Origin of the sequence: Pseudomonas sp. sp1636, assembly GCF_030376615.1 — a bacterium.
Lineage (GTDB): Bacteria > Pseudomonadota > Gammaproteobacteria > Pseudomonadales > Pseudomonadaceae > Aquipseudomonas.
Genome location: NZ_JARRAB010000003.1, coordinates 1 through 22,771, shown reverse-complemented (window position 1 = coordinate 22,771; position 22,771 = coordinate 1). Strand labels below are relative to the sequence as shown.

The 22,771-nt window shown below is 57.5% G+C and carries 20 protein-coding genes and 4 tRNA genes; all 24 read right to left on the bottom strand.

Annotated elements, in window-relative coordinates:
* Nucleotides 1-4: 4 nt before the first annotated feature.
* Complete coding sequence (rplW, locus tag P8H27_RS03535) at nucleotides 5-304, bottom strand: 50S ribosomal protein L23 (protein ID WP_289635245.1); 300 nt, start codon at nucleotides 302-304, stop codon at nucleotides 5-7.
* Entirely contained in the window at nucleotides 301-903 is a 603-nt protein-coding gene (gene rplD / locus P8H27_RS03530) for a 50S ribosomal protein L4 (protein ID WP_090505798.1), read from the bottom strand. Before rplD ends, rplW begins: the two co-directional genes overlap by 4 nt.
* Nucleotides 904-915: 12 nt before the next feature.
* A complete protein-coding gene (gene rplC / locus P8H27_RS03525) occupies nucleotides 916-1,551 on the bottom strand; it encodes a 50S ribosomal protein L3 (protein ID WP_289635243.1) in 636 nt (211 codons plus the stop codon).
* A gap of 82 nt (nucleotides 1,552-1,633) precedes the next feature.
* The gene (rpsJ, locus tag P8H27_RS03520) at nucleotides 1,634-1,945 is read right to left on the bottom strand and encodes a 30S ribosomal protein S10 (RefSeq protein WP_010486970.1); all 312 of its coding nucleotides are present in this window, start codon (nucleotides 1,943-1,945) and stop codon (nucleotides 1,634-1,636) included.
* A 141-nt stretch (nucleotides 1,946-2,086) separates the two neighbouring features.
* A complete protein-coding gene (tuf, locus tag P8H27_RS03515; RefSeq protein ID WP_289635241.1) occupies nucleotides 2,087-3,280 on the bottom strand; it encodes an elongation factor Tu in 1,194 nt (397 codons plus the stop codon).
* A 30-nt stretch (nucleotides 3,281-3,310) separates the two neighbouring features.
* Entirely contained in the window at nucleotides 3,311-5,416 is a 2,106-nt protein-coding gene (fusA, locus tag P8H27_RS03510; RefSeq protein WP_289635240.1) for an elongation factor G, read from the bottom strand.
* Between the two features lie 30 nt (nucleotides 5,417-5,446).
* Nucleotides 5,447-5,917: a 30S ribosomal protein S7 gene (gene rpsG / locus P8H27_RS03505; RefSeq protein WP_172149911.1), complete on the bottom strand. Its 471-nt coding sequence runs from the start codon at nucleotides 5,915-5,917 to the stop codon at nucleotides 5,447-5,449.
* A 117-nt stretch (nucleotides 5,918-6,034) separates the two neighbouring features.
* Nucleotides 6,035-6,406 (bottom strand): 30S ribosomal protein S12, encoded by a 372-nt coding sequence (gene rpsL / locus P8H27_RS03500; protein ID WP_003186084.1) that lies wholly within the window; start codon nucleotides 6,404-6,406, stop codon nucleotides 6,035-6,037.
* 157 nt (nucleotides 6,407-6,563) lie between these two features.
* Nucleotides 6,564-10,763, bottom strand: coding sequence for a DNA-directed RNA polymerase subunit beta' (gene rpoC / locus P8H27_RS03495; RefSeq protein ID WP_289635228.1), 4,200 nt, complete (start codon nucleotides 10,761-10,763; stop codon nucleotides 6,564-6,566).
* Between the two features lie 64 nt (nucleotides 10,764-10,827).
* Nucleotides 10,828-14,901, bottom strand: coding sequence for a DNA-directed RNA polymerase subunit beta (gene rpoB / locus P8H27_RS03490; RefSeq protein WP_289635227.1), 4,074 nt, complete (start codon nucleotides 14,899-14,901; stop codon nucleotides 10,828-10,830).
* A 220-nt stretch (nucleotides 14,902-15,121) separates the two neighbouring features.
* Nucleotides 15,122-15,487: a 50S ribosomal protein L7/L12 gene (gene rplL / locus P8H27_RS03485; protein WP_090505828.1), complete on the bottom strand. Its 366-nt coding sequence runs from the start codon at nucleotides 15,485-15,487 to the stop codon at nucleotides 15,122-15,124.
* Between the two features lie 81 nt (nucleotides 15,488-15,568).
* On the bottom strand, nucleotides 15,569-16,069 hold the full coding sequence (rplJ, locus tag P8H27_RS03480) for a 50S ribosomal protein L10 (protein ID WP_289635226.1): 501 nt from the start codon (nucleotides 16,067-16,069) through the stop codon (nucleotides 15,569-15,571).
* A 213-nt stretch (nucleotides 16,070-16,282) separates the two neighbouring features.
* A complete protein-coding gene (gene rplA / locus P8H27_RS03475; protein WP_289635225.1) occupies nucleotides 16,283-16,978 on the bottom strand; it encodes a 50S ribosomal protein L1 in 696 nt (231 codons plus the stop codon).
* On the bottom strand, nucleotides 16,978-17,409 hold the full coding sequence (rplK, locus tag P8H27_RS03470) for a 50S ribosomal protein L11 (RefSeq protein WP_090505833.1): 432 nt from the start codon (nucleotides 17,407-17,409) through the stop codon (nucleotides 16,978-16,980). The genes rplA and rplK overlap by 1 nt, the downstream gene beginning before the upstream one ends.
* Before the next feature lie 116 nt (nucleotides 17,410-17,525).
* A complete protein-coding gene (gene nusG / locus P8H27_RS03465) occupies nucleotides 17,526-18,059 on the bottom strand; it encodes a transcription termination/antitermination protein NusG (RefSeq protein ID WP_090505835.1) in 534 nt (177 codons plus the stop codon).
* A gap of 9 nt (nucleotides 18,060-18,068) precedes the next feature.
* Nucleotides 18,069-18,437 (bottom strand): preprotein translocase subunit SecE, encoded by a 369-nt coding sequence (gene secE / locus P8H27_RS03460; protein WP_289635224.1) that lies wholly within the window; start codon nucleotides 18,435-18,437, stop codon nucleotides 18,069-18,071.
* 43 nt (nucleotides 18,438-18,480) lie between these two features.
* Nucleotides 18,481-18,556 (bottom strand) — tRNA-Trp (locus tag P8H27_RS03455).
* Between the two features lie 54 nt (nucleotides 18,557-18,610).
* Nucleotides 18,611-19,804 carry an elongation factor Tu gene (gene tuf, locus P8H27_RS03450; protein WP_289635223.1) on the bottom strand — a complete coding sequence of 398 codons (1,194 nt, stop codon included), beginning with the start codon at nucleotides 19,802-19,804 and terminating at the stop codon, nucleotides 18,611-18,613.
* 84 nt (nucleotides 19,805-19,888) lie between these two features.
* Nucleotides 19,889-19,964 (bottom strand) — tRNA-Thr (locus P8H27_RS03445).
* Between the two features lie 26 nt (nucleotides 19,965-19,990).
* Nucleotides 19,991-20,064: transfer RNA gene (locus P8H27_RS03440), tRNA-Gly, on the bottom strand.
* Nucleotides 20,065-20,088: 24 nt separating this feature from the next.
* Nucleotides 20,089-20,173: transfer RNA gene (locus tag P8H27_RS03435), tRNA-Tyr, on the bottom strand.
* A 141-nt stretch (nucleotides 20,174-20,314) separates the two neighbouring features.
* Nucleotides 20,315-20,986, bottom strand: coding sequence for an SPOR domain-containing protein (locus tag P8H27_RS03430; protein ID WP_289635222.1), 672 nt, complete (start codon nucleotides 20,984-20,986; stop codon nucleotides 20,315-20,317).
* Nucleotides 20,987-20,994: 8 nt separating this feature from the next.
* Entirely contained in the window at nucleotides 20,995-21,741 is a 747-nt protein-coding gene (locus P8H27_RS03425; protein ID WP_289635220.1) for a pantothenate kinase, read from the bottom strand.
* Entirely contained in the window at nucleotides 21,731-22,693 is a 963-nt protein-coding gene (gene birA, locus P8H27_RS03420) for a bifunctional biotin--[acetyl-CoA-carboxylase] ligase/biotin operon repressor BirA (RefSeq protein WP_289635587.1), read from the bottom strand. Before birA ends, P8H27_RS03425 begins: the two co-directional genes overlap by 11 nt.
* Nucleotides 22,694-22,771 lie beyond the last annotated feature (78 nt).

The window sequence follows — 22,771 nt, the reverse complement described above, 5'->3', positions numbered from 1 at the left end:
TTCCTTACTCAGCACTGCTGGCGAAATCGAGATCTTGGCCCGGCTGAAGGGAGATGATCGCCTTCTTCCAGTCGTTACGCTTGCCCAGACCGCGAGCGGTGCGCTTGGTCTTACCCAGAACATTCTGAGTAGTCACACGCTCAACCTTCACGCTGAACAGGCTTTCGACGGCCTTCTTGATTTCCAGCTTGGTTGCATCGGTTGCAACCTTGAAAACGAATTGGCTTTTTTTATCAGCCAGAAGTGTGGCCTTCTCGGAGACGTGCGGGCCAAGCAGCACTTTAAATACGCGTTCCTGGTTCATCCCAGCAGCTCCTCGAATTTCTTCACGGCAGAAACGGTGACCAACACCTTTTCGTACGCGATCAGACTGACCGGATCGGAACCCTGCACGTCACGCACATCGACATGCGGCAGGTTGCGAGCAGCCAGGTACAGATTCTCATCGATAGCATCGGACACGATCAGCACATCGGTCAGGCCCATGCCATTCAGCTTGTTCAGCAGGTCTTTGGTTTTCGGCGCTTCAACGCTGAAGTCCTCAACCACTACCAGACGATCGCTGCGCACCAGCTCAGCAAGAATCGAACGCAATGCAGCGCGATACATTTTCTTGTTCAGCTTTTGATCGTGATTCTGCGGACGGGCCGCAAAAGTCACACCACCGCCACGCCAGATCGGACCACGAGTGGTACCGGCACGAGCACGACCAGTGCCCTTCTGACGCCACGGGCGCTTACCGCCACCGGACACGTCGGAACGGGTCTTCTGCTGCTTGCTGCCCTGACGGCCGCCGGCCATGTAGGCCACGACTGCTTGGTGAACCAGGGTCTCGTTGTAATCGCCACCGAATGTCGCTTCGGACACTTCGATCGCTTGAGCGCCATTTACATTTAATTGCATGTCAGCTTCCCCTTAACCGCGAGCCTTGGCTGCCGGACGAACAACCAGGTTGCCGCCAGTAGCGCCAGGAACGGCACCCTTGACCAACAGCAGGTTGCGTTCGGCGTCGACGCGCACTACTTCCAGGGACTGCACAGTCACGCGCTCAGCACCCATGTGACCGGACATTTTCTTGCCCTTGAAGACGCGACCCGGAGTCTGGCACTGGCCAATGGAACCCGGAACACGGTGGGACACGGAGTTACCGTGAGTGTTGTCTTGGCCGCGGAAATTCCAACGCTTGATGGTACCGGCAAAGCCTTTACCCTTGGACTGACCGGTGACATCCACCAGTTGACCAGCTTGGAAAATTTCAGCGTTGATCAGATCGCCGGCCTGGTAGTCGCCTTCTGCAAGACGGAACTCCCAAACGCCACGACCTGCCGCGACATTCGCCTTGGCGAAATGGCCGGCTTGCGCCTTGCTGACACGGGAAGCACGACGCTCACCGACAGTGACTTGCACTGCACGATAGCCATCGGACTCTTCAGTTTTGAACTGAGTGACGCGATTCGGTTCGATCTCAATGACCGTAACCGGAATGGAGACACCTTCTTCGGTGAAAATACGGGTCATCCCGCACTTACGACCGACTACACCAATAGTCATGTTGTAACCTCATGAGTGTACGGGGCTTTCACCCGCTATGGCCGCCCATTTCAGAGCGTTACACGACTAAAACCCCAAGGTTTTAGCCGAGGCTGATCTGCACTTCCACGCCAGCCGCAAGATCGAGCTTCATCAGCGCATCAACGGTTTTATCCGTTGGCTGGACAATGTCCAGAACACGCTTATGAGTGCGGATTTCGAACTGATCACGCGCGTCTTTGTTGACGTGCGGTGAAGTCAGAACGGTAAACCGCTCTTTGCGGGTAGGCAGAGGAATCGGACCACGCACCTGAGCACCAGTACGTTTCGCGGTTTCCACGATTTCCTGGGTTGATTGATCGATCAGGCGATGGTCAAAAGCCTTCAACCGAATACGGATTTGTTGGTTTTGCATTTTGACCTCAGATTCCAAGCTGCTATTCCCAACGGGCGCAATACACCCGCTAAAAGGAGGCGCAATTCTATAGACGGCCCCAGCGAGTGTCAACTCAATAAAAAAGCCCCCGCAAGCGGGGGCTTTTTTTAGATCAATCGATTACTCGATGATCTTGGCAACCACGCCAGCACCAACGGTACGGCCACCTTCGCGAATCGCGAAACGCAGGCCGTCTTCCATGGCGATCGACTTGATCAGGGTAACAACCATTTTCACGTTGTCGCCCGGCATTACCATCTCAACGCCTTCCGGCAGCTCGCAGTTACCGGTTACGTCGGTAGTGCGGAAGTAGAACTGCGGACGGTAGCCTTTGAAGAACGGAGTGTGACGACCGCCTTCTTCCTTGCTCAGCACGTACACTTCTGCTTCGAACTTGGTGTGCGGCTTGACGCTACCGGGCTTGGCCAGAACCTGACCACGCTCAACGTCGTCACGCTTGGTGCCACGCAGCAAAATACCGCAGTTCTCGCCAGCACGACCTTCGTCGAGCAGCTTGCGGAACATCTCAACACCGGTACAGATGGTCTTGACGGTATCGCGCAGACCCACGATCTCGACTTCTTCCTGGATCTTGATGATGCCGCGCTCGATACGACCGGTTACCACGGTACCGCGACCGGAGATCGAGAACACGTCTTCAACCGGCATCAGGAACGGCTTGTCGATAACGCGCACCGGATCCGGAATGTAGGTATCCAGAGTCTCAACCAGCTTGCGCACGGCAGAGGTGCCCATCTCGTTGTCGTCCTGGCCGTTCAGAGCCATCAACGCGGAACCGATGACGATCGGAGTGTCGTCGCCCGGGAAGTCGTAAGCCGACAGCAGGTCACGCACTTCCATCTCGACCAGTTCCAGCAGCTCGGCGTCATCCACCATGTCGGCCTTGTTCAGGAACACGACGATGTACGGAACGCCTACCTGACGGGACAGCAGGATGTGCTCGCGAGTCTGCGGCATCGGGCCGTCAGCAGCGGAGCAAACCAGGATAGCGCCGTCCATCTGCGCCGCACCGGTGATCATGTTCTTCACATAGTCAGCGTGGCCCGGGCAATCTACGTGGGCGTAGTGACGGATGTTGGAATCGTATTCAACGTGGGAAGTATTGATCGTGATACCACGAGCCTTTTCTTCCGGAGCACTGTCGATCTGTGCGAAGTCGCGAATAGCGCCACCGAAAGCCTCGGCACACACCTTGGTCAACGCAGCAGTCAGGGTAGTTTTACCATGGTCGACGTGACCGATAGTGCCAACGTTGACGTGCGGTTTGTTACGTTCAAATTTTTCTTTAGCCACGACAATTAACTCCTTGCCTAAAGGGCTGAATCAGCCTTGTTTTTTGGTTACAGATTCGACGATGTGCGACGGAGCTGTATTGTATTTTTTGAATTCCATAGAGTAGCTTGCGCGACCCTGAGACATGGAACGGACGTCGGTCGCATAACCGAACATCTCACCCAGCGGAACTTCGGCGCGAATCACCTTGCCGGAGATCGTGTCTTCCATGCCCAAGATCATGCCGCGACGGCGGTTAAGGTCGCCCATCACGTCACCCATATAGTCTTCAGGCGTAACAACCTCTACCGCCATGATCGGCTCGAGCAACTCACCACCGCCCTTCTGGGCCAGTTGCTTGGTCGCCATGGAAGCAGCCACCTTGAACGCCATCTCGTTGGAGTCGACGTCATGGTAGGAACCATCGAACACGGTAGCCTTCAGGCCGATCAGCGGATAACCGGCGACGACGCCGTTCTTCATCTGCTCTTCGATGCCCTTCTGGATAGCCGGGATGTATTCCTTCGGAATCACACCGCCCACCACTTCGTTGACGAACTGCAGACCTTCCTGACCTTCATCGGCAGGCGCGAAGCGAACCCAGCAGTGACCGAACTGACCACGACCACCGGACTGACGGACGAACTTGCCCTCGACCTCACAGCTCTTCGTGATGCGCTCACGGTAGGAAACCTGAGGCTTACCGATGTTGGCTTCGACGTTGAACTCGCGGCGCATGCGGTCGACCAGGATGTCCAGGTGCAACTCGCCCATACCGGAGATGATCGTCTGGCCAGTCTCCTCATCGGTTTTGACGCGGAAAGACGGGTCTTCCTGAGCAAGCTTGCCCAGAGCGATACCCATTTTCTCCTGGTCATCCTTGGTCTTAGGTTCTACGGCAACCGAAATAACCGGCTCCGGGAAGTCCATGCGCACCAGAATGATTGGCTTGTCAGCGTTGCACAGAGTCTCGCCAGTGGTGACGTCCTTCATGCCGATCAAGGCCGCGATGTCACCAGCGCGCACTTCCTTGATTTCTTCACGGGCGTTGGCGTGCATTTGCACCATACGACCCACGCGCTCTTTCTTGCCTTTAACCGAGTTGATCACGCCGTCGCCGGAGTTCAACACACCCGAGTAAACGCGAACGAAGGTCAAGGTACCCACGAACGGGTCGGTAGCGATCTTGAACGCCAGCGCCGAGAACGGCTCGCTGTCGTCAGCATGACGCTCCAACTGGACAGCCTCGTCATCCGGGTGGGAGCCCTTGATGGCAGGAATGTCGGTAGGCGCAGGAAGGAAGTCGATAACGGCGTCGAGAACCAGGGGAACGCCCTTGTTCTTGAAGGAAGAACCGCAAACAGCCAGAACGATCTCACCAGCGATAGTACGCTGACGCAGAGCGCCCTTGATTTCCTCGATGGAGAGCTCTTCACCTTCGAGGTACTTGTTCATCAGCTCTTCGTTGGCTTCGGCCGCAGCCTCAACCATGTTGCCGCGCCACTTCTCGGCTTCTTCCAGCAATTCTGCCGGAATGTCCTTGCGCACGGGAACCATGCCCTTGTCAGCATCGTTCCAGTAAACCGCTTGCATGTTGATCAGATCGATCTGACCCTGGAAGTTGTCTTCGGAACCGATAGCCAACTGGATCGGCACCGGAGTGTGACCCAGGCGCTGCTTGATCTGACCGATCACGCGCAGGAAGTCGGCACCGGCACGATCCATCTTGTTGACGTAAACAAGACGCGGAACGCCGTACTTGTTGGCCTGACGCCATACGGTTTCCGACTGGGGTTCAACACCGGAAGTACCGCAGAACACCACGACAGCGCCGTCGAGTACGCGCAGGGAGCGCTCAACTTCAATGGTGAAGTCAACGTGGCCGGGGGTATCGATGACGTTGAAGCGGTGCTCATCCTTGTACTGCTTCTCGGAACCTTTCCAGAAGGCGGTAATGGCAGCAGAAGTAATGGTAATACCACGCTCCTGCTCCTGCACCATCCAGTCCGTGGTCGCGGCGCCGTCATGCACCTCGCCCATCTTGTGGCTCTTACCAGTGTAAAAAAGGACGCGCTCGGTGGTGGTGGTTTTGCCAGCATCCACGTGCGCGACGATACCGATGTTACGGTAGCGGTTAATCGGTGTAGTACGAGCCATAAAGCCCTCGCAAATTTAGAAGCGCAAAAATTAGAAGCGGTAGTGCGAGAAGGCCTTGTTGGCTTCAGCCATGCGGTGCACGTCTTCACGCTTCTTAACTGCTGCACCCTTGCCTTCAGCGGCATCCATCAGCTCGCCAGCCAAGCGCAGAGCCATGGACTTCTCGCCACGCTTGCGGGCGAAATCTACCAACCAACGCATGGCAAGAGCATTACGGCGGGACGGACGAACTTCGACCGGAACCTGGTAAGTAGCACCGCCTACACGGCGCGACTTCACTTCGACCAGCGGAGCGATGGCGTCGAGAGCTTTCTCGAAGATTTCCAGGGGATCGCTGTTCTTACGCTCTTTAACCTTATCCAGGGCGCCATAAACGATACGCTCGGCAACGGCTTTTTTGCCGCTTTCCATCACGTGGTTCATGAATTTGGCCAGGATTTGGCTACCGTATTTTGGATCGTCAAGCACTTCGCGCTTGGCTGCTACACGACGTCTTGGCATTTGATAAGCCCTCAAACGGTCTTCAGGTTAGCCCGGGACTGCCTCACAAAAATGGCGCCCGACCTTACTCTTATCGACTCAGAAAATAGAAAATTGCACTTTCAGCTCAAGCACCGATTACTTCGGACGCTTGGTACCGTACTTCGAACGACCCTGGTTACGACCCTTGACGCCGGAAGTATCCAAGGAGCCGCGAACGGTGTGGTAACGCACACCAGGCAAGTCTTTTACACGACCGCCACGGATCAGCACCACGCTGTGCTCTTGCAGGTTGTGGCCTTCACCGCCGATGTACGAGGAGACCTCGAAACCGTTGGTCAGACGCACACGGCAGACTTTACGCAGTGCCGAGTTAGGTTTTTTCGGCGTAGTGGTGTACACGCGAGTGCACACGCCACGACGTTGCGGGCAGTTCTGCAGCGCAGGCACGTCGGATTTCTCGACGATACGCTTACGCGGCTGACGTACCAGCTGGTTGATAGTTGCCATCTACTAGCTCCACTGTTGTCTTTCGACGCTATTTATTTTCAACAAAAGCAATTTGGCAGGGCACATGCCCTGCCAAATTTAGGGGTGCATGAGTCTAATGAGACTCGCGCGCCCCGTCAAGCTGCAGCCCCATTGCCCAAGCAACAGGACTGCACACTCAATTACCGCTGGAGTTCAGCGCTTCGGTCAGTGCGGCTTCCACCTCACTGGCGCTCACGCGCACCGGCTTGTCGGCGTCACGCTTGCGCTTGCGCTCGGCGTGATAGGCCAGACCGGTACCCGCCGGGATCAGACGCCCCACCACCACGTTCTCTTTCAGGCCGCGCAAGAAGTCGCGTTTGCCAGTAACCGCCGCTTCGGTGAGTACCCGAGTGGTTTCCTGGAACGATGCCGCCGAGATGAACGATTCGGTGGACAACGAGGCCTTGGTGATGCCCAGCAACACGCGGGTGTATTTGGCGACGAACTTGTCGTCTGCTGCCAGACGCTCGTTCTCACCCAGTACCGCGGTCAGCTCCATCTGATCGCCCTTGATAAAGGTGGAATCGCCCGACTCGGCCACTTCGACCTTGCGCAGCATCTGGCGCAGGATGGTCTCGATGTGTTTGTCGTTGATCTTCACACCCTGCAGGCGATACACGTCCTGAATCTCGTTGACGATGTACTTGGCCAGGGCGCTGACACCGAGCAGGCGCAGGATGTCGTGCGGATCGCTCGGACCGTCGGAGATGACTTCGCCCTTGTTGACCTGCTCACCCTCGAACACGTTGAGGTGACGCCACTTCGGAATCAGCTCCTCATATGGATCGCTGCCATCGGTCGGCGTGATCACCAGGCGACGCTTGCCTTTGGTTTCCTTACCGAAGGCGATGGTGCCGCTGATCTCCGCCAGAATCGAGGCTTCCTTCGGACGCCGCGCCTCGAACAGGTCGGCCACGCGCGGCAGACCACCGGTGATGTCGCGGGTCTTCGAGGTTTCCTGGGGGATACGGGCGATGACGTCACCCACACCGACCTGGACACCGTTGGCGACACCCACCAGGGCGTTAGCCGGCAGGAAGTACTGCGCCGGTACGTCGGTACCCGGCAGCAGCAGATCCTTGCCATCGACACCGACCATCTTCACGGCCGGACGGATGTCCTTGCCGGCAGCCGGACGATCCTTCGGATCGAGGACTTCGATGTTGGTCAGACCGGTCAATTCGTCGGTCTGACGCTTGATGGTGATGCCTTCTTCCATGCCCACGTAGGTCACGGTACCTTTCATTTCGGTAACGATCGGGTGGGTGTGCGGATCCCACTTGGCGACGATGGCGCCAGCGTCGACCTTGTCACCTTCCTTCACCGAAATCACGGCACCGTACGGCAGCTTGTAGCGCTCGCGCTCACGCCCGAACTCGTCGGCAATCGCCAACTCACCGGAACGCGACACCGCAACCAGGTTGCCGTCCAGACGCTCGACGTGCTTGAGGTTGTGCAGACGAACCATGCCGCCGTTCTTCACTTGCACGCTGTCCGCCGCGGAAGTCCGGCTAGCGGCACCACCGATGTGGAACGTACGCATGGTCAGCTGGGTACCCGGCTCACCGATCGACTGTGCGGCGATAACGCCAACCGCTTCACCGATGTTGATCTGGTGGCCACGAGCCAGGTCGCGACCGTAGCACTTGGCACAAATACCGTAGCGGGTTTCGCAAGTGATCGGCGAACGCACGATCACTTCGTCGATGCTGTTGAGCTCGATGAACTCGACCCACTGCTCGTCGACCAGGGTGCCAGCCGGCACCAGGAGCTCGTCGCTGCCCGGCTTGAACACGTCACGCGCGATTACACGGCCCAACACGCGCTCACCCAGCGGCTCGACCACGTCGCCGCCTTCAATGTGCGGCGTCATCAACAACCCGTGCTCGGTGCCGCAATCGATCGCGGTCACCACCAGATCCTGGGCCACGTCGACCAGACGACGAGTCAGGTAACCGGAGTTAGCCGTCTTCAACGCGGTATCCGCCAGACCCTTACGTGCACCGTGAGTCGAGATGAAGTACTGCAGAACGCTGAGACCTTCGCGGAAGTTCGCGGTGATCGGCGTTTCGATGATCGAGCCGTCCGGCTTGGCCATCAGACCGCGCATACCGGCGAGCTGACGGATCTGCGCCGCAGAACCCCGCGCACCGGAGTCGGCCATCATGTACATGGAGTTAAACGACTCCTGCTCGACTTCGCTGCCATGACGGTCGATGACCTTCTCTTTCGAGAGGTTGGCCATCATCGCCTTGGACACTTCGTCGTTGGCCTTGGACCAGAGGTCGATCACCTTGTTGTACTTCTCGCCCTGGGTGACCAGGCCGGAGGCGTACTGCGATTCGATCTCTTTAACTTCCTCGGTGGCGGCGTCGATGATGCGCGCCTTCTCGTCCGGGATGACGAAGTCGTTGACGCCGATCGACACACCGGAGATGGTCGAGTAGGCGAAACCGGTGTACATCAACTGGTCGGCGAAGATCACGGTGTCTTTCAAGCCAACGGTGCGGTAGCACTGGTTGATCAGCTTGGAGATCGCCTTCTTCTTCATCGACTGGTTGACCACGTCATAGGACAGGCCATCCGGGACGATCTGGAACAGCAGCGCGCGGCCGACAGTGGTGTCGACGATACGGGTGTTCTTGGTGATCGAGCCGTCACGATCTTTGATGACTTCGTTGATGCGCACCTTGACCTTGGCATGCAGCGAGGCTTCGCCGGCACGGAACACCCGATCGACTTCCTGCAGATCGGCGAACACGCGGCCTTCGCCCTTGGCGTTGATCGCCTCGCGGGTCATGTAATACAGACCCAAGACCACGTCCTGCGACGGCACGATGATCGGCTCGCCGTTGGCCGGCGAGAGGATGTTGTTGGTCGACATCATCAGCGCGCGCGCTTCCAGCTGGGCTTCCAGCGTCAGCGGCACGTGCACGGCCATTTGGTCGCCGTCGAAGTCGGCGTTGTACGCGGCGCAGACCAGCGGGTGCAGCTGGATCGCCTTGCCTTCGATCAGAACCGGCTCGAACGCCTGGATACCCAGACGGTGCAGGGTCGGCGCACGGTTGAGCAGTACCGGGTGTTCGCGGATCACCTCGGCGAGCACGTCCCAGACTTCCGGCAGCTCGCGCTCGACCATCTTCTTCGCGGCTTTGATGGTGGTCGCCAGACCACGCATTTCCAGCTTGCCGAAAATGAACGGTTTGAACAGCTCGAGGGCCATCTTCTTCGGCAGACCGCACTGGTGCAGACGCAGGGTCGGACCGACGGTAATGACCGAACGACCGGAGTAGTCCACGCGCTTACCGAGCAGGTTCTGCCGGAAGCGGCCTTGCTTACCCTTGATCATGTCGGCCAGGGACTTCAGCGGGCGCTTGTTCGAGCCGGTGATGGCGCGACCGCGACGGCCGTTGTCGAGCAGGGCATCGACCGCTTCCTGCAGCATGCGCTTTTCGTTGCGCACGATGATGTCCGGCGCGGACAGATCGAGCAGGCGCTTGAGGCGGTTGTTACGGTTGATCACGCGGCGATACAGATCGTTGAGATCCGAGGTCGCGAAGCGGCCACCGTCGAGCGGCACCAGCGGACGCAGATCCGGCGGCAGAACCGGCAGCACGGTCAACACCATCCACTCGGGCAGGTTGCCGGAGCCGAGGAAGGCCTCCATCAGCTTCAGGCGCTTGGACAGCTTCTTGATCTTGGTTTCCGAGTTGGTTTGCGGAATTTCTTCGCGCAGACGGCCAATCTCGTGCTCCAGGTCGATCGCGTGCAGCAGCTCGCGCACGGCCTCGGCACCCATGCGGGCGTCGAAGTCGTCACCGAACTCTTCGAGGGCTTCGAAGTACTGTTCGTCGTTGAGCAGCTGGTTTTTTTCCAGGGTGGTCATGCCCGGATCGATCACCACGTAGCTCTCGAAATAGAGTACGCGCTCGATATCCCGCAGGGTCATGTCCATCAGCAAACCGATACGGCTCGGCAGCGACTTGAGGAACCAGATGTGGGCAACCGGCGACGCTAGTTCGATGTGCGCCATGCGCTCACGACGAACTTTGGCCAGGGCCACTTCGACGCCACACTTCTCGCAGATCACACCGCGATGCTTGAGGCGTTTGTACTTGCCGCACAGGCACTCGTAATCTTTTACCGGGCCAAAGATCTTGGCGCAGAACAGACCGTCGCGCTCGGGCTTGAAGGTACGGTAGTTGATGGTTTCCGGCTTTTTAACTTCACCGAACGACCACGAACGGATCATCTCAGGCGAGGCCAATCCGATACGGATGGCGTCGAACTCTTCGACTTGACCCTGGTTTTTCAGCAAATTCAGTAGGTCTTTCAAGGCCTTTCCTCCTGGCGGAGCAGAGAGCGGGCCATGCAGCCCCGCTCCCGATTCGCGTCACGTGTTATTCGGTTTCCAGATCGATGTCGATACCGAGCGAACGGATCTCTTTGATCAGCACGTTGAAGGACTCGGGCATGCCCGGCTCCATCCGGTGATCGCCGTCCACGATGTTTTTGTACATCTTGGTACGGCCGTTCACGTCATCCGACTTAACGGTCAGCATTTCCTGCAGGGTGTAGGCGGCGCCATAGGCTTCCAGTGCCCAGACCTCCATCTCACCGAAGCGCTGACCACCGAACTGCGCCTTACCACCCAGCGGCTGCTGGGTAACCAGGCTGTAGGAGCCCGTGGAACGCGCGTGCATCTTGTCGTCCACCAGGTGGTTCAGTTTCAGCATGTACATGTAGCCAACGGTGGTCGGACGCTCGAACTGGTTGCCGGTTCGGCCGTCGATCAGGCGCATCTGGCCGCTTTCCGGCAGATCCGCCAGTTTCAGCATGGCCTTGATTTCGCTTTCCTTGGCGCCGTCGAACACCGGGGTGGCCATCGGCACACCGCCGCGCAGGTTCTTCGCCAGGTTGAGGATTTCCTGATCGCTCAGTTCATCCAGGCTCTCCTGACGGCCACCGATCTCGTTGTAGATCTGCTGCATGAACTTGCGCAGCTCGGCGACCTTGCGCTGCTCTTCGAGCATGCGGTTGATCTTCTCGCCCAACCCCTTGGCCGCGAGGCCCAGGTGGGTTTCGAGGATCTGCCCGACGTTCATCCGCGAGGGTACGCCCAGCGGGTTGAGAACGATGTCGACCGGCGTGCCGTTGACGTCGTGCGGCATGTCTTCGACCGGCATGATCACCGAGACCACACCCTTGTTACCGTGACGGCCGGCCATCTTGTCGCCCGGCTGGATGCGCCGGCGAATGGCCAGGTAGACCTTGACGATCTTCAACACGCCCGGCGCCAGGTCATCGCCCTGCTGCAGTTTGCGCTTCTTGTCTTCGAACTTGTCGTCGAGCAGCTGACGGCGGTCGGAGATATAGGCCTGGGCCTTCTCCAACTGCTCGTTCAGCGCGTCGTCGGCCATGCGCAGCTTGAACCACTGACCACGCTCGAGGCCGTCGAGGAACTCGTCGCTGATCTCCGCGCCCTTCTTCAGGCCCGCACCGCCTTCGGCCTTCTTGCCGACCAGGGCTGCACGCAGACGCTCGAAGGTGGCGCCTTCGACGATGCGGAATTCTTCGTTGAGATCCTTGCGGATTTCGTCGAGCTGGCTCTTCTCGATCGACAGGGCGCGCGCATCGCGCTCGACGCCATCGCGAGTGAACACCTGTACGTCGATGACGGTGCCTTTGGTGCCAGTCGGCACGCGCAGGGAGGTGTCCTTCACATCGGACGCCTTCTCACCGAAGATCGCACGCAGCAGCTTCTCTTCCGGAGTCAGCTGGGTTTCGCCTTTTGGCGTGACCTTGCCGACCAGGATGTCGCCAGGGCCGACTTCGGCGCCGACATAGACGATGCCTGCTTCGTCCAGCTTGTTCAGTGCAGACTCACCGACGTTCGGGATGTCGGAGGTGATTTCTTCCGAACCGAGCTTGGTGTCGCGGGCCACACAGGTCAGTTCCTGGATGTGGATGGTGGTGAAGCGATCTTCCTGCACCACGCGCTCGGACAGACAGATGGAGTCTTCGAAGTTGAAACCGTTCCACGGCATAAACGCGACGCGCATGTTCTGACCCAGCGCCAGTTCACCCATGTCGGTGGACGGGCCGTCGGCCAGGATGTCGCTGCGCTCGACCTTGTCGCCCTTGCTCACCAGCGGACGCTGGTTGATGCAGGTGTTCTGGTTGGAGCGGGTGTACTTGGTCAGGTTGTAGATGTCGACACCGGCTTCGCCAGTCTCGACTTCGTCGTCGTTGACCCGCACCACCACACGGCTGGCATCGACCGAGTCGATCACCCCGCCACGCCGCGCCACGACGCACACGCCGGAGTCGCGCGCCACGTTGCGCTCCATGCCGGTACCGACCAGCGGCTTGTCGGCACGCAGGGTGGGTACAGCCTGACGCTGCATGTTCGAACCCATCAACGCACGGTTGGCGTCGTCGTGCTCGAGGAACGGAATCAACGAAGCGGCGACCGAAACCACCTGCTTGGGCGAAACGTCCATCAGGGTGACGTCTTCCGGCGCCTTGACGGTGAACTCGTTGAGGTGACGCACGGCCACCAACTCATCGACCAGCTGACCTTTGTCGTTCATGGTCGCCGAAGCCTGGGCGATCACGTGATCGGCCTCTTCGATCGCCGACAGGAAGACGATCTCGTCAGTCACCAGGGTGTCGTTCACCACCCGGTACGGGCTCTCGAGGAAACCGTACTGGTTGGTGCGCGCATAGGCGGCCAGGGAGTTGATCAGACCGATGTTCGGCCCTTCAGGGGTCTCGATCGGGCACACGCGGCCGTAGTGGGTCGGGTGTACGTCACGCACTTCGAAGCCGGCGCGCTCACGGGTCAGACCGCCCGGACCGAGCGCCGAAACACGGCGCTTGTGGGTGATCTCGGAGAGCGGGTTGTTCTGGTCCATGAACTGCGACAGCTGGCTGGAACCGAAGAATTCTTTCACCGCTGCCGCAACCGGCTTGGCGTTGATCAAATCCTGCGGCATCAGGCCTTCGCTTTCGGCCATCGACAGGCGTTCCTTGACCGCGCGCTCGACGCGCACCAGGCCCACACGGAACTGGTTCTCGGCCATCTCGCCAACGCAACGCACGCGGCGGTTACCCAGGTGGTCGATGTCGTCGACGATGCCTTTGCCGTTGCGGATGTCGACCAGGGTCTTGAGAACCGCGACGATGTCTTCCTTGCACAGCACGCCCGAACCTTCGATTTCGGTGCGCCCGATACGCCGGTTGAACTTCATCCGACCTACTGCAGAAAGGTCGTAACGCTCGGGGCTGAAGAACAAGTTGTTGAACAGGGTTTCAGCAGCGTCCTTGGTTGGCGGCTCGCCGGGACGCATCATGCGATAAATCTCGACCAGCGCTTCCAACTGATTGGTGGTGCTGTCGATCTTCAGGGTATCGGAGATGAACGGACCACAATCGATGTCGTTGGTGTACAGCGTTTCGATGCGCACAACCTGGGCCTTGACCACTTTGGCCAGGATCTCAACGCTCAACTCGGTGTTGCACTCGGCGATGATTTCGCCCGTCGACGGATGGACGATGGCCTTGGCACTGGTGCGCCCGATCAGGTAGTCAATCGGCACTTCCAGCTCTTTGGTGCCGGCCTTGTCCAGCTGATTGATATGGCGCGCAGTAATCCGGCGGCCCTGCTCAACGATGACCTTGCCCTTCTCGTCCTTGATGTCGAGAACCGCGATTTCACCGCGCAGGCGCTGCGGTACCAGCTCCAGAGTGAGGGTCTCGCCCTTCACATGGAATACGTTGGTCGCATAGAAGGCATCCAGCACTTCTTCAGTGCTGTAACCCAGCGCACGCAGCAGCACCGACGCCGGCAACTTGCGGCGACGGTCGATACGCACGAATACGGCGTCCTTCGGATCGAACTCGAAGTCCAACCAGGAACCGCGGTAAGGAATGATCCGCGCCGAGTACAGCAGCTTGCCCGAGCTGTGAGTCTTGCCACGATCGTGATCGAAGAACACGCCTGGGGAGCGATGCAACTGGGAGACGATGACGCGCTCGGTACCGTTGATAACGAAGGTACCGTTCTCGGTCATCAGGGGGATTTCCCCCATGTAAACTTCTTGCTCTTTAATGTCCTTGATCGCTTTGTTCGACGATTCTTTGTCGAAAATGATCAGGCGCACTTTCACCCGCAGCGGCACGGCGAAGGTGACGCCGCGCAACACGCATTCTTTTACGTCAAATGCCGGATCGCCCAAGCGATAACCAACATACTCCAGAGCCGCATTGCCGGAGTAGCTGATGATCGGGAAAACGGACTTGAAGGCCGCATGCAGGCCGATGTCACGAAACTGGTCCTTGGTCGCTCCCGCCTGCAGGAATTCGCGATACGAATCCAGCTGGATGGCCAGGAGATAAGGCACATCCATGACATCCGGCAACTTGCTAAAGTCCTTGCGGATACGTTTTTTCTCAGTGTATGAGTAAGCCATCAGCGTTCCCCAGCTTGGTCACCTGCTTATTTGGCCTCTCCGATGGGAGCAGCCAGAAACTCTTGCAAACCCTTTGGTTTGCGCCACCGCTCAGGGTGGGTTGCCTCCATTGAGGGCCGGCCAATGAATAGCCGACCTACAACGGAAAAAGGCCGGTGGCAAAAGCCACCAGCCATCAGCCTTACGCGAATCGCTCAGGCTGTAGACGCAAGGTCGTCGCTTACTTGAGCTCGACTTTAGCGCCAGCTTCTTCCAGGACTTTGACTGCAGCTGCAGCTTCATCCTTCGAAACGCCTTCTTTAACCACGCCAGGAGCGCCGTCAACTACTGCCTTGGCTTCTTTCAGACCCAGACCGGTCAGTTCGCGGACAGCCTTGATCACGTTTACTTTCTTCTCGCCAGCTTCCAGCAGCACGACGTTGAACTCGGTCTGCTCTTCAGCTACAGCGGCAACGGCAGCGGCCGGGCCAGCAGCAGCAGCGGCAGTCACACCGAACTTCTCTTCCATTGCCTTGATCAGTTCAACAACCTGCATCACGGACATGTCGGAAACGGCGTTGATGATGTCTTCGTTGGTCAGAGCCATGACTCTAAATTCCTGTATTGGGGGACAGCCTTCGCGGCCATCAAATTAAACAAATAAGATTGAAAGACGACGCTGTCAGCCTTAGGCCGCCGCAGCTTCTTTCTGGTCGCGAACAGCCGCCAAAGTACGAACGAACTTGCTGGTAGCGCCTTGCATCACGCTCATCAGCTGGGAAATCGCTTCGTTGTAAGTCGGCAGAGTTGCCAGTACGTCGATCTGATTGGCTGCGAGGAACTGACCCTCGAACGCAGCTGCCTTGATCTCGAACTTGTCCTGACCCTTGGAGAAATCCTTGAAAATACGGGCAGCAGCGCCCGGATGTTCATTGGAAAACGCAATCAGGGTCGGGCCTTTGAACACGTCGTTGAGCACGTCGAACTGAGTGCCCTCAACGGCGCGGCGCAGCAGGGTGTTACGCACGACTTTCACGTACACACCAGATGCGCGGGCCTCTTTACGGAGTCCGGTCATTGCAGCTACGGTCACGCCACGGGCATCAGCCACGACAGCGGACAGGGCAGCTTTGGCAGCCTCGTTGACTTCAGCGACGATGGCCTTTTTGTCTTCGAGTTTAATTGCCACGGGTTTACTCCTGGATGTTACCGTTTCGTCCAACCGAGACTGGACGGCGTTTTGGTGTCTGATTCGGTAAGAATCGGGAGCACCATCTGCGTAGGCTGCCGGAAATCGCTCACCGGGTTTAAGGCTTGCGCCACCTACGGTCTTGGATAGCCCCCGCCAGGCAGGGACCCCAATTTTGCAGACTGACGCAATCGCTTGCGCCAGCCGGATTCGTTACGCGTCGAGCGAAGCCTGGTCGATAACCAGACCAGGACCCATGGTGGTACTCAGGGTCACGCGCTTGACGTAGATGCCTTTCGAAGTCGACGGCTTCAGACGCTTCAGATCGGAGATCAGCGCTTCGACGTTCTGCTTCAATTTCTCAGCGTCAAAGCCAACCTTACCTACGGAACCGTGAATGATGCCGTTCTTGTCGGTACGGAAGCGGATCTGACCGGCCTTGGCATTCTTCACCGCAGTAGCCACGTCCGGGGTTACTGTGCCGACTTTCGGGTTCGGCATCAGGCCGCGCGGACCGAGAATCTGGCCCAACTGACCGACAACGCGCATGGCATCGGGGGAAGCGATAACCACGTCATAGTTCAGATCGCCGCCCTTCATCTCGGCAGCCAACTCGTCCATGCCTACGCGATCGGCACCGGCGGCCAGAGCCGCTTCAGCAGCCGGGCCCTGGGTGAACACGGCAACCCGCACGCTTTTACCGGAGCCGTTCGGCAGCACGGTAGCGCCACGCACAACCTGGTCGGATTTGCGCGGATCTACACCGAGATTCACAGCGACATCAACAGATTCGGAGAACTTGACAGCCGAAAGCTCAGCCAACAGAGCAGCCGCTTCGGTGAAATTGTAGGCTTTGCCCGGCTCGATCTTCGCCGCGATTGCCTTTTGACGCTTGGTCAGCTTAGCCATTACACACCCTCCACGTTGAGGCCCATGCTGCGAGCAGAACCGGCGATAGTGCGCACGGCCGCATCCATATCAGCGGAAGTCAGATCAGCCTGTTTGGTCTTGGCGATCTCTTCCAACTGAGCACGAGTCACAGTGCCAACCTTGACGGTGTTCGGGCGAGCCGAACCACTGGTCAAGCCAGCCGCTTTCTTCAACAGAACCGAAGCAGGGGTGCTTTTGGTTTCAAAGGTAAAGCTGCGGTCGCTGTATACAGTGATGATCACTGGTGTCGGCAGACCGGGCTCCATACCCTGAGTCCTGGCGTTGAACGCCTTGCAGAACTCCATGATGTTCACGCCGTGCTGACCCAGTGCCGGGCCAACAGGTGGGCTTGGGTTGGCTTGCGCAGCCTTTACTTGCAGCTTGATATAAGCCGTAATTTTCTTAGCCATGAGCTACTCCAGTTACGGGTTCTAGCGCCTTGCGGCTCCCCGGTTATTACACGTTTATCCCAGTGACGACAAAACCCCGCAGCCCAGGGCTGCGGGGTAAGGGATGCTTATGTCAGTTATGCCTTTTCGACCTGACTGAACTCCAGCTCGACCGGTGTCGAACGACCAAAAATGGTCACCGCCACCTGGATACGGCTCTTTTCATAATTCACTTCTTCAACCACACCGCTAAAGTCAGCGAACGGACCGTCAACCACACGAACCATCTCACCCGGCTCGAACAGCGTCTTCGGCTTGGGCTTGTCACCACTATCAGCGACGCGACGCAAAATGGCTTCAGCTTCTTTATCGGTAATAGCTGCCGGCTTATCGGCAGTGCCGCCGATAAAGCCCATGACCCGAGGCGTATCCTTGACCAAATGCCAAGTACCCTCGTTCATGTCCATCTGCACCAGCACATAACCAGGAAAGAACTTGCGCTCGCTTTTGCGCTTCTGGCCATTGCGCATTTCCACTACTTCTTCAGTAGGAACCAGAATCTCACCGAAACCATCTTCCATACCGGCGAGCTTTACACGCTCGATCAACGAGCGCATCACATGCTTCTCGTAACCCGAGTAAGCATGCACAACGTACCAACGCTTAGCCACGGGACACCTTCAACCGACTACAAACGAAACAAGCCAACCTAGCAGGGCGTCTAGCCCCCACAACAGCAGTGCCATAACCAGAACAACAGCCACGACAATCAACGTGGTCTGCGTGGTTTCCTGACGGGTTGGCCAAACGACCTTACGAATTTCGATGCGCGCTTCTTTTGCCAGCTCGAGAAAAGCCTGACCCTTGGTCGTTTGCAGCGCAACAGCACCAGCAACGATCGCAAGTACAAGCAACGCCAGCACGCGATACAGGATTGGCTCAGCAGAGAAGTACTGATTACCAACCACACCCACCACCACCAAAGCGGATACCACCACCCACTTCAGCAGATCAAAGCGCGAATCTTTGGCTTCAGCCTTAACATTCATTTACGAGAACCCTGTGAGAAGACACGCCAAATTCGTTAGAAAATGGCAGGTCAGGAGGGAATCGAACCCCCAACCTGCGGTTTTGGAGACCGCCGCTCTGCCAATTGAGCTACTGACCTAAAACTGAAATCAGGCCGACCATTATGCCGGCCCAACGAAGACAGATCAACCGATTACTCGATGATCTTGGCAACCACACCCGCACCGACGGTACGACCGCCTTCACGAATCGCAAAACGCAGACCATCTTCCATAGCAATCGGCGCGATCAGCGTGACAACCATCTTGACATTGTCGCCCGGCATCACCATCTCAACGCCATCCGGCAACTCGCAGTTACCGGTTACATCGGTAGTGCGGAAGTAGAACTGCGGACGATAACCCTTGAAGAACGGAGTATGGCGACCACCCTCCTCCTTCGACAACACGTACACCTCACCCTCGAATTTGGTGTGCGGCTTGATGGTGCCGGGCTTAGCCAGAACCTGGCCACGCTCCACATCATCGCGCTTGGTGCCACGCAACAAAATACCGCAGTTCTCACCAGCACGCCCTTCATCGAGCAGCTTGCGGAACATCTCAACACCGGTACAAATGGTCTTGGCGGTATTACGAATACCGACAATCTCGACCTCTTCCTGAATCTTGATAATCCCGCGCTCGATACGACCAGTCACCACAGTGCCACGCCCGGAGATCGAGAAAACATCCTCAATCGGCATCAGGAACGGCTTATCGATCGCACGCACAGGCTCAGGAATGTAGCTATCCAGCGTTTCAACCAGCTTACGGACAGCAGTGACACCCATCTCGCCGTCATCCTGACCATTCAACGCCATCAACGCGGAACCGATCACGATCGGAGTGTCGTCGCCCGGGAAGTCGTAAGCCGACAGCAGGTCACGCACTTCCATCTCAACCAGCTCCAACAGCTCGGCATCATCCACCATGTCAGCCTTGTTCAGGAACACCACGATGTAAGGAACGCCTACCTGACGAGACAGCAAGATATGCTCACGAGTCTGCGGCATCGGGCCGTCAGCAGCCGAGCAAACCAGGATAGCGCCATCCATCTGCGCCGCACCGGTGATCATGTTCTTCACATAGTCGGCGTGACCCGGGCAATCTACGTGGGCGTAGTGACGGATGGCCGAGTCGTACTCAACGTGAGACGTGTTAATGGTGATACCACGCGCCTTTTCTTCCGGGGCGTTGTCGATCTGGGAGAAGTCACGCGCAGAGCCACCCCAAGTCTCAGCGCAAACCTTGGTCAGCGCTGCAGTCAGAGTGGTTTTACCATGGTCGACGTGGCCGATAGTGCCAACGTTGACGTGCGGCTTATTACGTTCAAACTTTTCTTTAGCCATCTCGACTGTCTCCAAACGAAAAATTGAGCAAGTCATATCGCCATTAAAACAAAGGCAGATACTTTCATATCTGCCTTTGTCGAATGGAGCTCATGAGCGGACTCGAACCGCTGACCTCACCCTTACCAAGGGTGTGCTCTACCAGCTGAGCTACATGAGCGTTACACATTACGCCAACCACAAGCCTGGAGCGGGTAGCGGGAATCGAACCCGCATCATCAGCTTGGAAGGCTGAGGTTCTACCACTGAACTATACCCGCGGAGCCTGCAGCTCACGCTAAATCTGGTGGAGGGAGAAGGATTCGAACCTTCGAAGTCGATGACGTCAGATTTACAGTCTGATCCCTTTGGCCGCTCGGGAATCCCTCCAAAAGGAGGCGGCATTCTCTTTAGAAGCCACCCTACTGTCAAGCATTTTCTCATTAAAAACCTGAGGTTAGCTGCACTGACAGCAACTTTGCAGATTGACCATTACAATCACCCTGCGAAGCGGGCGCCATTCTATTCAATCTAACGCGAGGTTGCAATGCTTTCGCAAGGCATTAATTGATGCTGCAACCCATTGAAGTCAAAAGCCAAGTTCTGCAACAACGCATCGCCGACCAAACGACGACTCTCAGGGGCAATACGCACCCAATAGCCTCGATGAGTACGCGACAACGCCCTGAGCTCAGACTCGTAACCAGCATCACGCAGACGCTGCATCACACTCTTCGCTGAGTCTTCGCGAGGAAAGATTCCCAGCGATATGCCGTTGGCCAAATCGCCCTGAGTAATGATGTAGCTGTCAATCTTCCGCGCCTGCAACTCCTTCAATTGTCGAAGCGAGGCCTGACGAGACGCGAGCGGCGGCAAATACACCCAATAATCGATTGCCGCAGCGGCCTCCACGGACTGCACTCGCGAGCGAATATCGAGACTGAGCAGACGCTGCTCAACCGCCACAGCGGCAGACTCCGATTCAAAGCCGCCAAGGAACAGGCAAACAGCGTCTGCCGCCTCGGATCCGGCGCGCTCACGCCGTGCCGGCTCAGCAGACTCGCTCAACAAATGAATATCGCGCTTGCTGTCCTGGGTAAGCGCCAGCGGAGCAACCTCTTTAGGACGTAAAGGCGCCTGCTGCTGATGCCACACGTAATAAAATAAGTTCAACACAACCAGCAACAAGAACATCCAACGCATGCTCGACCTCAACGCAACGGACAGGCGATAGCCAAGCCGATAAAGACCAGATCAGGCACGACCCGAGCATCAGGCATCATGTCGACCACTAAGGCAGCATCGCCACCAGTTAAGAAGACAACAAAATGCTCCCCCCAATATTCACGAGCCATATCCAGCTGAGTATGAACAAACCCCTGCAGCATCAACGAGCAGCCCCGCTCAACAGCTTCCGCCGTTGAGCGTCCCGGCGCCAAGCTCTGCATAGCCCGCTCGGCAAGCTGGTCGTCATAACGCGTCCGCCGAGTATGAGTTCGCAATTGATCTCGCATCAACGGCACGCCAGGACAAATAAACCCGCCAAGATGCTGCCCATCAGCATCAACAAAATCGGAGGTCACTGCAGTGCCTAGATCAAGCACCAAACAGGCTTGCCGGGCCTGCCGGTAGGCACCAACCAAAGCCAGCCACCGGTCAAGCCCAAGACGCTCATACTGCTCATAACCATTACGGACACCAGCCAACTCGCCAGCCGGATGCGCACAAACACACTCGATGGAAAAAGCTCGCTCTAGCGCATCAATAAGCCGCCCTGTCTCTTCATCCGTGCGCACACTCACTAGACGACAAGCACGCAAACTAACCAATTGCTTTCGCACGGCCTGAATCAGCTCTTCATCTGCACCAACAACACCACCACAACGCGCGCTCGCGCCACCACCTGAAACGAGTCGCCATTTGATAAAACTATTTCCACAATCGAGCTCAAGAATCATCACTCAACCTCAAACTGAGCTCTCCACCGCTGAAATTTTGCTCGACTCCGGCAACACGCAAACGAATGGCGCCTGACTGATCGACCCCTAACACCACACCTGTAATCGGGTTGGCACCCGTGGCTAGCGTCACGCTACGCCCTTGCCAAAGATGGTTGTCCTGCCACTCATTTCTCAAAGCGGAAAACCCATGCGCTTGATGCATACCCAGATACAGCGATAACTGGCGATTGAGCTCACATACAAACTCATTACGATCTACCGCCCCCCCTAACTCAGCACGCATAGAGGTCCAGGGCTGATCGATGCTTCCCTTGTCGACCAGCATGTTCACATTGACACCGATACCTATCACCACGTGGCACACATCGGCGGGATCGCCAGACAACTCCAGAAGGATTCCAGCGATCTTGCGACCATCGACCAACAAGTCATTAGGCCACTTCAGCCCAGCTCGAACCACCCCGGACGCCTGCAATGCACGCAGCAAGGCCAAGCCCACAACCAGACTCAAGCCCTCCAGCTGACGCCTCCCACCATCGATCTGAAGAGCCAGACTGTAATTGAGGTTTTCGCCGAATGGACTCACCCAACTGCGCCCACGTCGGCCACGTCCCGCAGTCTGGCGCTCCGCCAACATGATAAACGGCGGCACATGACCACTGGCCAGACGCCTTAACACTTCGGCATTAGTCGAATCCACCGTGGGCAAAATGCTCAACGGCCAGCCCCGAGCAGCCCCGTTGACTGCCAGTACATCTTCATCCAAAAGCAAAAGCTGGCTCTCCAAGCGATAGCCGCGCCCGCGAACCCGGTGAACAGGCAAAGCCCACTCAGCCTCCATAACCTGTAATTGCTTCCATATCGCAGAGCGACTGACACCCAAGGCAGCGCCAAGCGCTTCACCCGAATGAAAACGCCCATCTTGAAGAAGCCTTAGTAATGACAGCATGCCGATCTCACTGAGCCACAAGGCACGCATGATAACGGCGTGCCCACAGGTTGCCTACACAGCGGGCGCTGGTTTCTC